This is a genomic window from Moraxella sp. CTOTU47616 (assembly GCF_032017465.1).
GTDB classification, from domain to species: Bacteria; Pseudomonadota; Gammaproteobacteria; order Pseudomonadales; family Moraxellaceae; genus Faucicola; species Faucicola tetraodonis.
This window is the reverse complement of sequence record NZ_DALZPU010000002.1, coordinates 270,897-285,202: the sequence shown is the minus strand read 5'-3', so window position 1 is coordinate 285,202 and position 14,306 is coordinate 270,897. Positions and strand designations below refer to the sequence as shown.

At 41.9% G+C, this 14,306-nt stretch carries 15 protein-coding genes and 2 tRNA genes; 11 read left to right on the top strand and 6 right to left on the bottom strand.

The genetic code is table 11. The annotated features are described in order from the left end of the window. Positions 1-54: 54 nt before the first annotated feature. From RTS10_RS03335 to RTS10_RS03315, 5 genes are all read left to right on the top strand, one after another. Positions 55-2,295: a glycoside hydrolase family protein gene (locus RTS10_RS03335; RefSeq protein WP_312539222.1), complete on the top strand. Its 2,241-nt coding sequence runs from the start codon at positions 55-57 to the stop codon at positions 2,293-2,295. After that, a complete protein-coding gene (locus RTS10_RS03330; RefSeq protein ID WP_312539221.1) occupies positions 2,286-2,522 on the top strand; it encodes a hypothetical protein in 237 nt (78 codons plus the stop codon). The genes RTS10_RS03335 and RTS10_RS03330 overlap by 10 nt, the downstream gene beginning before the upstream one ends. A gap of 414 nt (positions 2,523-2,936) precedes the next feature. Beyond that, positions 2,937-3,287 carry a hypothetical protein gene (locus RTS10_RS03325; RefSeq protein WP_312539220.1) on the top strand — a complete coding sequence of 117 codons (351 nt, stop codon included), beginning with the start codon at positions 2,937-2,939 and terminating at the stop codon, positions 3,285-3,287. After that, the gene (locus RTS10_RS03320; protein WP_312539219.1) at positions 3,284-3,673 is read left to right on the top strand and encodes a hypothetical protein; all 390 of its coding nucleotides are present in this window, start codon (positions 3,284-3,286) and stop codon (positions 3,671-3,673) included. The genes RTS10_RS03325 and RTS10_RS03320 overlap by 4 nt, the downstream gene beginning before the upstream one ends. Continuing rightward, complete coding sequence (locus RTS10_RS03315) at positions 3,663-4,361, top strand: glycoside hydrolase family 19 protein (protein ID WP_312539218.1); 699 nt, start codon at positions 3,663-3,665, stop codon at positions 4,359-4,361. Before RTS10_RS03320 ends, RTS10_RS03315 begins: the two co-directional genes overlap by 11 nt. On the opposite strand, the gene RTS10_RS03310 is transcribed toward RTS10_RS03315, so the two are convergent. The 6 genes from RTS10_RS03310 to RTS10_RS03285 form a co-directional block, all read right to left on the bottom strand. After that, the gene (locus tag RTS10_RS03310) at positions 4,358-4,552 is read right to left on the bottom strand and encodes a hypothetical protein (RefSeq protein ID WP_312539217.1); all 195 of its coding nucleotides are present in this window, start codon (positions 4,550-4,552) and stop codon (positions 4,358-4,360) included. The two genes, RTS10_RS03315 and RTS10_RS03310, sit on opposite strands and share 4 nt — an antisense overlap. Positions 4,553-4,566: 14 nt before the next feature. Next, on the bottom strand, positions 4,567-4,983 hold the full coding sequence (locus tag RTS10_RS03305; protein WP_312539216.1) for a hypothetical protein: 417 nt from the start codon (positions 4,981-4,983) through the stop codon (positions 4,567-4,569). A gap of 108 nt (positions 4,984-5,091) precedes the next feature. Next, complete coding sequence (locus RTS10_RS03300) at positions 5,092-5,217, bottom strand: YHYH domain-containing protein (RefSeq protein ID WP_312539215.1); 126 nt, start codon at positions 5,215-5,217, stop codon at positions 5,092-5,094. Positions 5,218-5,367: 150 nt separating this feature from the next. Continuing rightward, positions 5,368-6,615: a tyrosine-type recombinase/integrase gene (locus tag RTS10_RS03295; RefSeq protein ID WP_312539214.1), complete on the bottom strand. Its 1,248-nt coding sequence runs from the start codon at positions 6,613-6,615 to the stop codon at positions 5,368-5,370. Positions 6,616-6,791: 176 nt separating this feature from the next. Further along, positions 6,792-6,878, bottom strand: a tRNA-Leu gene (locus RTS10_RS03290). Positions 6,879-7,056: 178 nt separating this feature from the next. Continuing rightward, positions 7,057-7,130 (bottom strand) — tRNA-Cys (locus tag RTS10_RS03285). A 223-nt stretch (positions 7,131-7,353) separates the two neighbouring features. Between RTS10_RS03285 and folD the strand changes: the two genes are divergently transcribed. The 6 genes from folD (at position 7,354) to lysS (ending at position 14,012) form a co-directional block, all read left to right on the top strand. Continuing rightward, entirely contained in the window at positions 7,354-8,223 is an 870-nt protein-coding gene (gene folD / locus RTS10_RS03280) for a bifunctional methylenetetrahydrofolate dehydrogenase/methenyltetrahydrofolate cyclohydrolase FolD (RefSeq protein WP_312539213.1), read from the top strand. 80 nt (positions 8,224-8,303) lie between these two features. Beyond that, a complete protein-coding gene (locus tag RTS10_RS03275; RefSeq protein WP_312539212.1) occupies positions 8,304-9,083 on the top strand; it encodes a class I SAM-dependent methyltransferase in 780 nt (259 codons plus the stop codon). A gap of 280 nt (positions 9,084-9,363) precedes the next feature. Beyond that, a complete protein-coding gene (locus RTS10_RS03270; protein WP_312539211.1) occupies positions 9,364-10,521 on the top strand; it encodes a beta-ketoacyl-ACP synthase III in 1,158 nt (385 codons plus the stop codon). 134 nt (positions 10,522-10,655) lie between these two features. Then, on the top strand, positions 10,656-11,750 hold the full coding sequence (gene prfA / locus RTS10_RS03265) for a peptide chain release factor 1 (RefSeq protein WP_203172078.1): 1,095 nt from the start codon (positions 10,656-10,658) through the stop codon (positions 11,748-11,750). Between the two features lies 1 nt (position 11,751). Further along, entirely contained in the window at positions 11,752-12,435 is a 684-nt protein-coding gene (locus RTS10_RS03260) for a phospholipase D family protein (protein WP_312539210.1), read from the top strand. Between the two features lie 29 nt (positions 12,436-12,464). Further along, positions 12,465-14,012: a lysine--tRNA ligase gene (gene lysS / locus RTS10_RS03255; RefSeq protein WP_312384113.1), complete on the top strand. Its 1,548-nt coding sequence runs from the start codon at positions 12,465-12,467 to the stop codon at positions 14,010-14,012. Positions 14,013-14,306: the final 294 nt, after the last annotated feature.

Genomic DNA, 14,306 nt, shown 5'->3' with positions numbered 1-14,306 from the left:
AAACCACCCAACAAACCACCCTAGCGGTGGTTTTTTATTATCTAAGGAAAAATTATGGTAAGAGCTGTAACCCCAATCCCGTTTGTAAAAGCTCGATTCTTTGACCGATGCGGCAAGCCGTTGACAGGTGGCAAAGTATATACGTATGAAGCTAATACCACCACCTCAAAAGCAACTTACAAAGACCCTTACGGCTTAACACCCAACACCAATCCGATTATCCTGGATGCGGCGGGTGAAGCGGATATTTATCTTGAGGGTACTTACCGCATCCGTATTACTGATCGCAATGATGTATTGGTCAATGATGTAGCAAAAATTGGCTCGTGGTTTAGTGACAATTTGCAAGACACGCTAGATAATATTTCGGGGGCTATGGACGATGCGCTCAAGCCCATACTGCAAAATCTTGACGATGTTATCAACACCGCAGCCGCAGCCGCAGCAGGTGCAAATGGTTGGACCGCTACGCTTGTTAAAGATGCGAGTGGTTTATCTCAACAGCAAGTGAATGACCAACTTGGAACAGGTTTTTACGCTGAGAAATGGGGTGCTAAAGGGGATGGTGTTACCTTTGATACAGCAGCTATTAAAGCTGGAATTGATGCACTATCAGCCAAATTTAAAGCTGATGGTAAACCACGTAGCTTACTTTTCCGCTCAGACGGTGTTTACGTATGTCGTTACATTGAATTAAAACCCGGTGTAAATTTAATTTGTCCTAATGGGGTGGCTAAGTTATTACGCACACCTGCTGAACCCTCAACACCAGAGTCAGAGGCAAAGTGGTGGCGAATTATACAGACTGCTACAAATACTTGGTCAACTGATGCTGATTTTGACCATCGAATTATTATTAAAAATCTAGTATTTGACGGTAATTACAGAAATACAAATTGGACGTGGAATACTTACAATCAAGAGCAAGCATCTTGCTTAGCTCTATCTGGTAATAGTTCCCTTACAGATATAACTAAACGCCGTAAGTTTCATTTAGAAAATTTAACTTTCATGAACTCAACGTCAGATGGTTTACACATAGTTAATGATGTTGATGTGACGTTTAAAAATCTAAATGCGGTACGTTGTTTCCGTGGTGGCTTGGTATTAACAGGTGGAAATTCAATAGTTTACGGTGACGGTATGGTGTCGTATGACGCACGAATGGATGTTGAGATTGATAGCAACGGCATCGGAGGCACAAACAAATCATACTTATACTTGAGTAATTATTATCAAGATGTTAATTTTCCCGATGATAAGCGTTTATTCGTGGCTGGATGCGATATCGGTGGTATGGGTGGCGGTGTAATGCACTTGAATAATGTTAATGTGCATAGCTATCCGCTACAAGTGTTTTTCGGTAGTGCTAAAAACGAGAAATTTGAAAAACTTTTAATAGAAAACTGTTTATTTCATACTAGCGGTAAAGCCAACGAAAGTTGGTATAACCCGACTAGCGGACTTGTCATAAATTGTAAATTTATTATTAGAAACGATGTTAATGCGTCCGCTATATTTAATTTTTATACAGCATTTAACGGTTATGCTCAAGACAATACAACTGAACTTGTTTTTGATAGTTGTGTTTTTGAGTATAAAGATACAGCAAACCCACCGACAGTCTCCACATTTAAGATTGAGTCGCAAGAGTCAAGAAATAAAGTTTTGATTAAATTTTTAAATTGTGATATGTCAAACTGCAATACACCTAAGTATATGTTTGAAGCTGCGCTCGGTGGTGCATTTTATGTAGATAAGTGCAAAATTGGCTCAGCTAAATTCATGAGGGGATACGGTTCGTACTCATATAAAACTGACACATATCCTATCAATTTTACAATCGGCAATAACGAATACAATAGTGCAATGACAGTGTTTTTAGATGCGTCATGGGACTATGGTAGTAATGTAAATGTACTAACTTTTTTACCATCTTGTACTGTGCCTCAAAGCATTAATACGTTTCTAAAAGATAACGGTCAGACGGGTATAGCTGCAGTTAAAACAGGACATCGTACAATACTCGGTACGACACCACCAACTGCATCAACACAATCGTACAGTAATGATGTTTATGTTTTAGACGGCGCTCGGACAGTTGGGTATCCGTATGAGTGGGTATCAACAAAAACAAATTTTGGTACGACAGGGACTTGGCAAGCTACAAAATGGCTGACAGGCTCATTCGCTACAACAACGCTACCAACGCTAACCGCGTTTGACGTAGGCGTGACTAACTTTGATACGGCAACAAATACATTTAAACGGTGGAGTGGTACAGCATGGATATAAATATGGTAAATGAGATTGACTTTATCAACGCTAACGGGCTTAAAGCTGCAAGAAACTTGATTGAGGCAGGAGATATAATTGAGGGGATTAATAAAGAAAACCTAATAATACTCATAGAAGACCATGATATCATCATTGAGATTGGTGGTCTCGAAGCTGCTATTAATGCTATTCAATCTGATTCAGATAATCAGTTGCTTGCCCGTGCGGTGAAAAATCTATCGTAGAGCAAAACCCCTTCGGGGCTTTTTTGTTGCCGTACAACAAGCTGTAAGACTCAGCAAGTTGAGGCATTTGATAATAAAAATGGCGATAGGATAGATTGAGTAACATCCACTTTACTGAGGTACACTACCAAATTTGACTTACTATCTCTTTAATAACATACTCCAGTAATAAAACTTACTGGAGTATTTTTATGTTAAAACAAATTAAAAATGGAGGTGCGGTCTCCCGATACAGCACAGCAGTCAGTTGTTGGTTTTAACAATGTGCTATATCGTAATGTTATCGCTGATGCTAACGTGACGTATGTACAAAAACAAATACATCCAATGTTACTGTTAGTGATGTTGTAGCAGCGACAATGCACTAATTATCCAACCCACCAATACGGTGGGTTTTTACATTCAGGAGGCGATATGCCAAAGGATTTAACAGTAACAGCCTTGGCGATGTGGGGGCTGTTTGCATTGGGGGTGATTGTCGGTACTTGCTACTGCTATTACTCTGATAATCACATTGACGACAAACTAGGTGTCAGTAAAGGAAAAATCAAACTAAGCGCCGCTATCATCAGCGGCGTTTTTTTATCCCTGCTATCTATCAAAGTAGCCAAAATGGATATACCGGGTATCGAGCTTGCTGCGGTAGCTGCATTTTTGGCAGCGTCTGGGCAAACATTGGTAGCGACTTTTGTAGCATTAGTTCCAGAGTTTATGGCCGCAAAACTGCGTAAATATATGGGTATTAAAGAGGAGGATGCACAATGAAATTCGTCATCACAAAACAAGGCGCAGTCTTTGCGTTGATTTTGATAGTCGCATTGTTTGCCTATCTTTATATCACATCACCCATGCTTGAGTTTATCAAAGTGTTTGGCTGCTCACTGTCTTTGTTACTTTTTCTGATTGCGATGCAAGCGCGGCTTTGCAAGCACATTGATACAAAGCAGCTTGGCGCTGATTGGGCACTGCTATTTGTTGGGGCGTGTGGGCTATCGTTTTTTGTATTCTTCTGGGATTTATCGGCTGGCTACGTTAGTAATAAAGCGTGGTGGGCATTAATCATCGGCGTGCTGTGCCATGTTATCGGGCTGGCATGTTGGTATGGGCAGAATTATCTAAATGTGAAACGGAGTAACGGCAATGTCAATTAAACAAATCCAACGCTCGCTAGGCGTAACTGCTGATGGCGTATGGGGCAATCAGTCCCAATCAGCACTTGATAACAGCAACTTAAAACTAGGCTATTCGTGGGACAAACTGCGCTATGCTTTTGGTGGCTTTACCCAATCACAGGTAGATGGGTTTAATGAAATCATGGCAGCGATTAACGCCAATCAATCGGCTAAAAATCCATTGTTTGCAGCTTATATCTTAGCGACTGTGTGGCATGAGACAGCTAAAACCATGCAGTCTATCGCAGAATATGGTAAGGGCAAAACGCGCAAGTACGGTCAGTGGTTTACCAATAGCAAGGGGCAAAAATACGGCATACGCAATGGCGGTGGCGCGGTATATCTGCAAAGCGAATACCCGCATTTGTACTATGGGCGCGGACCGTGCCAATTAACATGGCTCGATAACTATATCAAGCTAGGCAAAATGATTAACGTGGACCTGGCAAACAATCCGGAACTTGCACTGATACCAGAGAACGGTTATAAAATTATTATTGCTGGTATGTTGTCAGGTGCATTTACCGGTATGTCGTTGTCACGAGCTATCAAAACTGGTAGTAATGCGGATTATGTGACAGCGCGCAAAATCATTAACGGTACCGATTGTGATGATCAGATTGCTGGATATGCTGTTAAGTTTTTAGATTGTTTGGTACTTAACTAAAGATAATAATCATCACCACGGCTTTTACTTTCAAGCCTTGCTATTTTTTCTCTCAGACAGAGTAGCCGGTTTTCAAGTTCTTCGTCTGATAGTTCTGCCACCATCTTATCGCCAATCTCAAGGTTGGGATTGGTGGCAAGGTGGTACAGGGCTTCGGTGATTATTCGGTAGTCTAGGTTGTCGAGTTGCATATTGAGCCTTAATATCAAAACAGTTGCTTAACGTCAGTAATCTTAATGTAATAGGCAGAGTCATAGTTGATGAAGCCGTTTTCTACTTCATTCCATTTGACCATGGTTTCTTTGTCCAAATGTCCAACTACGGTACAGGCAGGATTAGCACAAGTGCGAATTTCAGCGCGTTTTGTCGTATAACCTTGATGTATTTTCTCAACATATACGGGCTTCATTGCTTGTTCTAACCTTTCTTGTTCTTGTCGCTGCTGTTGGGCTTTTACATTCGCCATGGTTTGTTGATAATTCTGCTCACTTTGTTGGAGGAAGTCAGTACCAGCTTTTTGTACTCTGCCCATGTACCAGGGTAGGACAACAAAGTATAAGAATGCTAGAAAAGTCATGCTTAGTAAAAATTGTTTTAATACTTTTTGCTGTCTACGATTCATTAGATATCCATCTTAAAGCTTAAAAAAATGTATCTGAATTGAATTTCTTAAAAAAATAATAAAAACCCAAGCAGATTTAGCTTGGGCTTAATACTTACAAACTAAAAATTAATGGCAATGGTAAACACCAGTTTTGTGGTCAACATGGCAACCAGAAGCATTAGTACCACCAGAATGAGCATAAGCGGTAGTAAAAGACAAAGAAAGAATGCACAAAGCTAGTAATTTTTTCATAATAAAATCCTTTAGTGATTTGTTTGATAATGTAGTAATATTACATAATATTACTAAAATGAATTAAATCAGAAACAATTGTATTATGCAATAATATTCTTTTAAATTAAAAATTTAGATACATTAAGGCTAGGTATTTGTTTGCTGTATTTAAGCAAATAGTTTTTTGATTATATCATCTTGAATCAATCCAGCTTCAGCAAAATAAACTTTCTCAATTTCATTTAATGCCTCACGGATTTCACGCTGTGAGATTTGGATATATTGCAGTGTTACATCATCACTGACTTTGCTGTCTTGATGATTCAATAGGCGCTTTAACACAGGATAATTCATTGACAATCGATTGGCCACACTAATGAAAGTGCGCCTCAAATCATGCGGCGTAATGTATAGACCAGCCTTTCCGCTAATCACTTCATAGCTTCCGCCCAAGTCTTTGACATGATCATCAATCCGTTTTATCTGCGATGGGAACACCCAAGCACTACCCTGGGCAAATTTGGCGCGATGTTTCATTAGTGCCCAAAGCACATCACCCATAGGTAACGGGTAATCACTGCCATTTTTGGTATCTTTAAATAGTATCTTGCCAGTCTTTAAATCGATATCCGACCATGCCAGCGTTTGAGCTTCATTCAATCGCACACCAGTTAGCATAAACACAAGCATGATATCGCGGGCGTTATTAGAGTAGGGGGCTTGGCGATGTGACCATCTATCGATATGCTCAAGCACTGCTTTCAAAAACTTGCCCAAATATTCTTCTTCGACGTGGCGTTTTTTAGGTTTAATCGGGTTCCAGTCTTTTTTGACGTTGAGAATATTAATGGGTTGTTCTTTGATGATAGGTTCTTCGTCATCGTCGAGAAAAGAGTGACGGCAATAGTTCCATACTGACCTAAGCACGCGCATGGCCGCATTAGCTTGCGCTGGACTGTCTTTTGTAAGGCGGGCGTGACGGTCACTAATCATTGACTTGGTGATATCATTAATTGGTAAATCGAGCCAATCTTTAAGCAGTGTTAATATTTGGCGGTCATAGGATTTAATCGTTTCATCAGTCAATGTCTTTTTACTTTTAAAGTACTCATAACATTCTCTGAGTGTTGGTACCGTGGCGGGGGAATCACTTTGCTTTTTATTGGGGTCAATACCTTGGACCAGATTGCTAATAATGGTAACGGCTTTTTCTCGTGCCTCGGTAAGCGTGATAAGCGATATGTCAGATATGACAACTCGGTGCAACTTGCCAGCCACACGTTTATTGACTATATAAGTTTTTCCAGACTTGCGGACAAACACAGCAAAACCGGCTAAAGATGAGTCTTGATAGATTTTATCTTTACCGTCGTATTTGAGATTATCAATGAATGTTTTAGAGAGTTTATTTGCCATGAAAATATACTACATGTGACTACATGGCAAATATATTAATCCATTTAAAAACGCTTGTAAAAGTATACTGATAGTATACTCGACAGCGAAAGACGTGTGATTTAGATAGCTTAAAAAAGGTAGATTTTAGGCATTAAAAAACCCCTGATATCAGCATTATCAAGGGTTTCAATATATGGTGCCCGGGGCCGGACTTGAACCGGCACGCTCGTAAGAGCGAGGGATTTTAAATCCCTTGTGTCTACCAATTTCACCACCCGGGCAGGGTAGTCACAGCACTGACGCTTGGCGTCGTGTGGTGTCTGTGTCAGAAGTGGGTGCTATTATAATCAGTTTTGTTAACTTTGCAAGCAATTTTTTACGATATTTTTTCGCGTTTATTGCTGACTCATAATAACAAAACACCCATAATAATAAAACAATAGTACCGCAAAATGAAAATGGAGGCTGAGGCCGGAATCGAACCGGCGTCCGCGGATTTGCAATCCGATGCATGGCCACTGTGCTACCCAGCCATTTCATTTAGGTTTGCTATGATAGCAAAAATTTTTAAAAGTGCAAGGACTTTTTTAGCCATTTGAGCAATGTAATGAAGGATTGTGAAGGGTATTAGAGCGCTAAATTAGCGGTTAAACATTTTCAATGGATGTTATCACACCGCAAAATCGGTTAAAATAACGCAAATTTTTTGCTAACCGACTTTTTGTTGACCGATTCGTTATTGATTGAGGAACCACCATGACTGCGACAGTGTTAGATGGCAAAGCGTATGCCAAACAAATGGAAGCTGAACTTGCCGAGCGGGTTGCCAAGTTAAAACAAGACTCTGGACGCACGCCGATTTTGGCAACGATTTTGGTGGGTGATGATCCTGCCTCTGCAACTTATGTCAAAATGAAGGGCAATGCCTGTCAACGTGTGGGTATGGATTCTTTAAAAGTTGCCATGCCACAAGCCACCACCACCGAGCAACTATTGGCAAAAATTGCCGAGCTTAACAACAATCCAGACGTGCATGGGATTTTGCTACAACACCCTGTGCCCAGCCAAATTGATGAGCGTGCCTGTTTTGATGCCATTGCACTGGCAAAAGATGTGGATGGCGTGACTTGTTTAGGCTTTGGCAATATGGCGATGGGCGAGCCTGCGTATGGTTCTTGCACCCCGCAAGGCATTATGTATTTATTAGAAAAAAACGGCATTGAGCTTGCCGGTAAGCATGCGGTGGTCGTGGGTCGTAGCGCGATTTTGGGTAAACCGATGGCGATGATGCTATTAAACGCCAACTGTACTGTGACCATTTGCCACTCACGTACCCAGAATTTGGCAGAATTGGTCAAACAAGCGGATATCGTGGTGGGTGCTGTGGGCAAACCAGAACTTATCAAAAAAGATTGGATTAAATCGGGCGCCGTGGTGGTCGATGCAGGGTTTCACCCGCGTACCCATGCGGATGGTACGAGCGGTGGCGTGGGTGATATTGAGCTGACAGGTATCGAAGATATTGCCTCAAGCTATACCCCAGTGCCAGGTGGCGTAGGTCCAATGACCATCAATACACTCATCCGTCAAACGGTAGAAGCGGCAGAAAAAGCAGCAGCAAAATAATGGGTTTGAATTAAAAAAGGAAGTGTTTAAAGCTTCCTTTTTTTGTACATTTTTTTGTATTCATTTTTACACTATGAATCATGACTGGAAATCTCTACGTGACTGATGCTGAAACTTCCGCTTATAAAACGTCCCCCTATAAAACTTCAACGCCATCAAATGCTTCTGACGCGTCAATCGTTTTTCATCAACTGATTACCGCATTGCAGCAAGTGTTGCCTAGCGCTAATCTTGCCAAGACATATGTGCCGCTATTATCTAAGCCGAATCAACCTTTTTATTTATGGCTCATTGATGCAGATTTTTGTCATGAAGATTTGACGCCAACGGTGATAGAAAATCTGTGGAATAATTGTCCATATTGGGTGTTTGCATGGGCGTCAGGGCAAGTGTTGGCGCAGTATATTTTGCAGCAGCCACAGATGGTGCGCAATAAAGTGGTGATGGATTTTGGCGCAGGGTCGGGGATTGTCGGTATTGCCGCAAAAATGGCCGGTGCCAAACGAGTCATTTGCTGTGATATCGATAGCGTGAGCCTAACTAGCTGCCAAGCCAATGCGCAATTAAATGGGGTAACGGCTGAGCTGCTAGATAATTTATTCGAGTTAAAACAGCAATTTGGCATGGATAAAGTCGATGTGCTGTTGGTCGCGGATGTGCTGTATGACAAAGCCAATTTGCCATTATTAGATGTGTTCTTACAATACGCGCATGAGGTTTGGGTCGCTGATAGCCGCGTCAAAAACTTTGCTCACCCGCGCTACCACAAGGTAACGACGTTAGATAACACAACCACTTTGCCCGATATGGACGAAGCCAAGCAGTTTAACCAAGTAGTGCTTTATCGCAGCACCGATTGACCCAGACAGTAGCAGGGATACAGTAGTATGGAGTGTATGTTCGCAAAAAACCCTCGCCTTTGTTTTCTGTACTTTTAAGGCTATGAAATAATTTGTAACATAGTTATCGCATTATCGCTATTTTCAAGGCATAATAAGCCACACACCTATTTTTAATCATCTATCTGTTCAATACCATCCCCGATGGGATGCAACACAGCATCGTTAACACAGCATCATTATTGATGACAACAGCTAGATGATTACCTTGCCGTTTTACGTTTAGAAAAGGAATCCTAATATGAGTATTTGTATCACTGCCACAGGATTATACACCCCGCCTTACAGCATCAGTAACGAAGAGTTGGTCGCTACTTTTAACCAATACGTTGAAAACTATAATGCCAAAAATGCCGATGCCATCGCCCGTGGTGAGAAGACGGCACTTGTGCATTCGACGGCTGAATTTATCGAAAAAGCCTCAGGTATCAAATCCCGCTATGTGATGGAAAAAGACGGAATTTTAAACCCAGATATCATGGCGCCTGTGATTCCTTATCGCAAGCTTGGTGAAGAGATGTCAATCATGGCAGAAATGGGTCTAGATGCACTCAAACAAGCCCTGGACAATGCAGGTTTACAAGGTAAAGACTTAGACGGTATTATTGTTGCTTGTTCAAATTTCCAGCGCGTGTATCCTGCCATCGCCATTGAAATCCAACAATACATTGGTATGCAAGGCGGTTTTGGCTTTGATATGAACGTCGCCTGTAGCGCAGCAACCTTTGGTATCGCCCAAGCGGTCGGTCTGATTAAAGCTGGCACTGCCAAACGTGTCGCTATGGTCAATATCGAAATCACCTCAGCGCACCTCAACTGGCGCAACCGTGACAGCCACTTTATCTTTGGCGATGTGGCAACCGCGACGATTATCGAAGAGATTGACGAAAAAACAGCCACACCCAAAGGCTATGAAATTTTAGATAGTCATCTGTTTACCCAGTTTTCAACCAATATTAAAAATGAATACGGCTTTTTGGATCGCAGTGAATTCTTAGCCGCTGGCACACCGATGTATCCTGATATCGACGCACCTGTGACCGACAAATTGTTCTTGCAAGAAGGTCGCAAAGTATTTCGTGAAGTATGTCCTGCCGTGTCCAATTTAATCCTTGAACTGCTCCATAAAAACCACATTGAGCCCAAACAGCTCAAAAAAATGTGGCTGCACCAAGCCAATGCCAACATGATTGATTTGATTTTACGCACCGTATTGGGCAAAGAAGCGGATAAGTCGATTGCGCCTATGGTACTGGCGGAATATGCCAATACCAGCTCAGCCAGCCCTATGATTGTGTTTCACAAGCACCAAGAAAATATGCAGTCAGGTGATTTGAGTGTGATTTGCTCGTTTGGCGCAGGTTACTCAATTGGGGGTGTGTTGGTCAAAAAAGTCTAAGCTTTTTATTGTCTCTCACGAAACCCATGCAAATCCCCCCAAAATGTGGCAAAATATCCGATTATTTTGCCATTTTTATTTTTAAGCCCTAAATTAAGCCAAAACTTTTAAGCCATTATTTTTAAGCTATCATTATGAAAGAATCTTTACGTTTTCGCCTTGACCAAATGTCTGACCGTTTCGAAGAAGTCACCGCCATGCTGTCTGAGCCAGAAACCATGAATGACAACAAAAAATTCCGTGAATTATCGGTTGAGCACAGTGATTTATCCGCATTGGTCGATGTCTGGGGCAAATACCGCCAAGCGGAAGAAGATTTGGCAACCGCTGAAGAAATGCTGTCAGATTCAACGGGCGATGGCGACATGAAAGAAATGGCGCAAGAAGAAATCCAAGCCGCCAAAGACACCATCAATGAGCTTGAAGACGTGCTCAATGTGATGATGCTGCCTAAAGACCCGAATGATAAAGTGCCTGCCTTCTTGGAGATTCGAGCAGGGACGGGCGGCGATGAAGCGGCAATTTTTAGCGGGGATTTGTTCCGTATGTATGAGCGTTATGCGGCAACCCAAGGTTGGACAGTGGAAGTATTGTCCGAGAATGAAGGTGAGCATGGCGGCTATAAAGAAATCATCAGCCGTGTATCGGGCACGGGCGTATATGGGCGCTTAAAATTTGAGTCGGGCGCACACCGGGTGCAACGGGTGCCAGAGACTGAAAGCCAAGGACGGGTGCATACTTCGGCTTGCACGGTCGCGGTGATGCCAGAGATTGAAATTGATGATACCGTAGATATCAACCCTGCCGACTTGCGTATCGATACTTATCGTGCCAGTGGGGCAGGTGGTCAGCATATCAATAAAACCGACTCTGCGGTGCGTATCACCCATATTCCAACAGGCACGGTGGTTGAATGTCAGCAAGAGCGTAGCCAACACGCCAACCGCGATAAAGCCATGAAAATGCTGGTATCCAAAATTCAGCAAGAAAAAGTACAAAAACAAATCGATGCGTCAAGCGATATGCGTCGCAATTTGGTCGGTAGTGGTGATCGCTCGGAGCGCATTCGCACTTATAATTTTCCCCAAGGGCGGATGACCGACCACCGTATTAATTTAACCTTGTACAAACTCGATGCCATTATGCAGGGTGACTTAGATGAGCTTCTCGACAGCCTACTGCGTGAGCACCAAGCTGACTTGATGGCATCGGTGAGTGGGGAAGAATAAGATGGCAAAATTTTTAAATACCAGTGGTACTACTTACCATTTGGAAGAACTCATCAAAAAGTCATCTGACCGTTTAATTTTAATTAGCCCTTATCTAAAGCTCAATGAAAGAGTTAAAGAATTACTCGAAGACAAAAATCGCCTAAAAATTGATATTCGCATTGTATATGGTAAGAGCGACTTGCAACCTGAAGAAATTAATTGGCTCAAAAATTTAACGTTCATTCGAACCAGTTTTTGCAAAAATTTGCATGCCAAATGCTACATGAACGAGAATGAATGCATTATCACAAGTTTAAATTTATATGAATTTAGCCAAATCAATAACAATGAAATGGGCATTTTAATCGCTCGTGATGCAGATAATCAGCTATATAGCGATGCATATGAAGAAGCACAGCGTATTATTCGTATTAGTGAAGAAGTGAGAATGTCAGTTGACAAGGTAAATGAAATGTCAACGACATCAGAAAATAAAGAGTATGGCAAAATAACGATTGCTAAATTAGCCAGTCAGTTGGGTATGAAAACCCCAGAACTCTCTGCCAAAATGATTGAAAATGGTTATTTACAAGAAATTGCAGGCGAATTGCGTTTGACTCAACTTGGTAGTGAAAAGGGTGGTGAAGAAAAACGCGGCAAGTTCGGTATTTTTACCATTTGGCATAAAAATTTTAACTTTTGATAGCGTAACTAAAATTGTGGGAAAACATCATGTCACAGCAAAACCAAACTGAAAATGCAGCAACCGAAGCGCATGTGGAAGACATCCAAGACGTCAACGAACTTATCAAACAACGTCACAGCAAACTTGATTTAATCAAACAAGCAGGCAAAAACCCTTACCCAAACCAATTCAAACGCAAAGAATACGCCCAAGACTTGCAGCAGCAATTTGCTGATAAAGACAAAGAAGCATTGGCAAACAGCGATAAAGTCATGGTGACAGTCGCCGGTCGTATCATGCTCAAACGGGTGATGGGTAAAGCCAGCTTTGTGACCATTGCCGACATGACAGGTCGTATCCAAGCCTATGTCAGCAAAAACGACTTGGGCGAAGAGATTTATAATGACTTTAAAACATGGGATATCGGAGACATTATTGGTGTGACAGGGTATGTATTTCGAACCAACACCGGTGAATTATCTGTGCATGCTACCGAAGTACAATTATTGACCAAATCATTACGCCCACTACCAGACAAATTCCATGGGTTAAGCGATACGGAGGCTCGCTATCGTAGCCGTCATCTTGACCTGATGACCAATGAAGACAGCCGTAACGCCTTTATTATCCGTAGTAAAGTCATTGCAGGGATTCGTGAGTATATGCTTAACGAGCGTTACATGGAAGTTGAAACCCCGATGATGCACGTCATCCCAGGGGGCGCTGTGGCTCGCCCATTTGTCACCCATCATAATGCGCTTGATATGCCGCTTTTTTTACGCATTGCGCCAGAGCTGTATTTAAAACGTCTAGTCGTGGGTGGTTTTGAGCGTGTGTTTGAAATTAACCGTAATTTTCGTAACGAAGGGGTGTCGGCGCGTCACAACCCAGAATTTACCATGATTGAGTTTTATCAAGCGTATGCCGATTACGAAGATTTGATGAAACTAACCGAAAATATGTTTGAAAAACTGGCAAACGATATTTTAGGTACCACAGAGATTGATTATCAAGGTGAAGCAATTAGTTTTAAAGCACCTTTTGAACGCTTGCCAATGACCAAAGCGATTGAAAAATACGCGGATAATTTTGACATGAGCAAAATCGCAGACCGTGATTATCTAGCGGATTATGCCAAAAATGTACTCAAACAAGACGTTAAAGATATCTTTGGGATTGGCAAACTGCAAACCATTATCTTTGAAGAAACCGCAGAAACCAAACTGCGTCAACCAACCTTCGTCACAGAATATCCTGCCGAAACCTCACCGCTAGCACGCCGTAACGATGACAACAGCGAAATTACTGACCGTTTTGAACTGTTTATCGGCGGGCGTGAGATTGCCAACGGCTTTAGCGAGCTCAATGACCCAATCGACCAAGCTGAGCGCTTTAAACAACAAGTGGCTGAGAAAGACGCAGGCGATGATGAAGCGATGCATTATGATGCAGAGTTTATCGAAGCATTGTCCTATGGCTTGCCACCGACTGCAGGCGAGGGCATCGGTATTGACCGTTTAGTGATGTTATTTACCAATGCACCAAGTATTCGTGATGTGATTTTGTTTCCGCATATGCGTCGTAAAGACGTCTGAAAAATTCCAATACAGCGTTAATATAGCGATAGCTTTCAAAACCGCAGTCACAGTAATGACTGCGGTTTTTTTATGATAATCCAGTCCTCAACAAAGCCAACCCTTACCCTTATTGAAGCCAGTAATATCAAAGATATCTTTTGAAACAAAACTAATAAAAAATCGGCTCAACTCACCAAATAATCAGTGTTAGACTAAACCGTATTTTTCGCTCAAACCCGTCTATTTTCTGACCTATCGTTGAGAAACATTGACTATGACAGACCCTCGTTCAGACAAGCCTTTGGAAACCCC

What these genes read in the sequence shown, in the direction of transcription:
- RTS10_RS03305 (WP_312539216.1), bottom strand. Translation starts at nt 4,983, where the DNA reads ATGAATCGTAGACAGCAAAAAGTATTAAAACAATTTTTACTAAGCATG.
- RTS10_RS03300 (WP_312539215.1), bottom strand. Translation starts at nt 5,217, where the DNA reads ATGAAAAAATTACTAGCTTTGTGCATTCTTTCTTTGTCTTTTACTACC.
- prfA (WP_203172078.1), top strand. Translation starts at nt 10,656, where the DNA reads ATGAAAGAATCTTTACGTTTTCGCCTTGACCAAATGTCTGACCGTTTC.
- lysS (WP_312384113.1), top strand. Translation starts at nt 12,465, where the DNA reads ATGTCACAGCAAAACCAAACTGAAAATGCAGCAACCGAAGCGCATGTG.
- RTS10_RS03275 (WP_312539212.1), top strand. Translation starts at nt 8,304, where the DNA reads ATGACTGGAAATCTCTACGTGACTGATGCTGAAACTTCCGCTTATAAA.
- RTS10_RS03325 (WP_312539220.1), top strand. Translation starts at nt 2,937, where the DNA reads ATGCCAAAGGATTTAACAGTAACAGCCTTGGCGATGTGGGGGCTGTTT.
- RTS10_RS03310 (WP_312539217.1), bottom strand. Translation starts at nt 4,552, where the DNA reads ATGCAACTCGACAACCTAGACTACCGAATAATCACCGAAGCCCTGTAC.
- RTS10_RS03335 (WP_312539222.1), top strand. Translation starts at nt 55, where the DNA reads ATGGTAAGAGCTGTAACCCCAATCCCGTTTGTAAAAGCTCGATTCTTT.
- folD (WP_312539213.1), top strand. Translation starts at nt 7,354, where the DNA reads ATGACTGCGACAGTGTTAGATGGCAAAGCGTATGCCAAACAAATGGAA.
- RTS10_RS03320 (WP_312539219.1), top strand. Translation starts at nt 3,284, where the DNA reads ATGAAATTCGTCATCACAAAACAAGGCGCAGTCTTTGCGTTGATTTTG.
- RTS10_RS03295 (WP_312539214.1), bottom strand. Translation starts at nt 6,615, where the DNA reads ATGGCAAATAAACTCTCTAAAACATTCATTGATAATCTCAAATACGAC.
- RTS10_RS03315 (WP_312539218.1), top strand. Translation starts at nt 3,663, where the DNA reads ATGTCAATTAAACAAATCCAACGCTCGCTAGGCGTAACTGCTGATGGC.
- RTS10_RS03260 (WP_312539210.1), top strand. Translation starts at nt 11,752, where the DNA reads ATGGCAAAATTTTTAAATACCAGTGGTACTACTTACCATTTGGAAGAA.
- RTS10_RS03270 (WP_312539211.1), top strand. Translation starts at nt 9,364, where the DNA reads ATGAGTATTTGTATCACTGCCACAGGATTATACACCCCGCCTTACAGC.
- RTS10_RS03330 (WP_312539221.1), top strand. Translation starts at nt 2,286, where the DNA reads ATGGATATAAATATGGTAAATGAGATTGACTTTATCAACGCTAACGGG.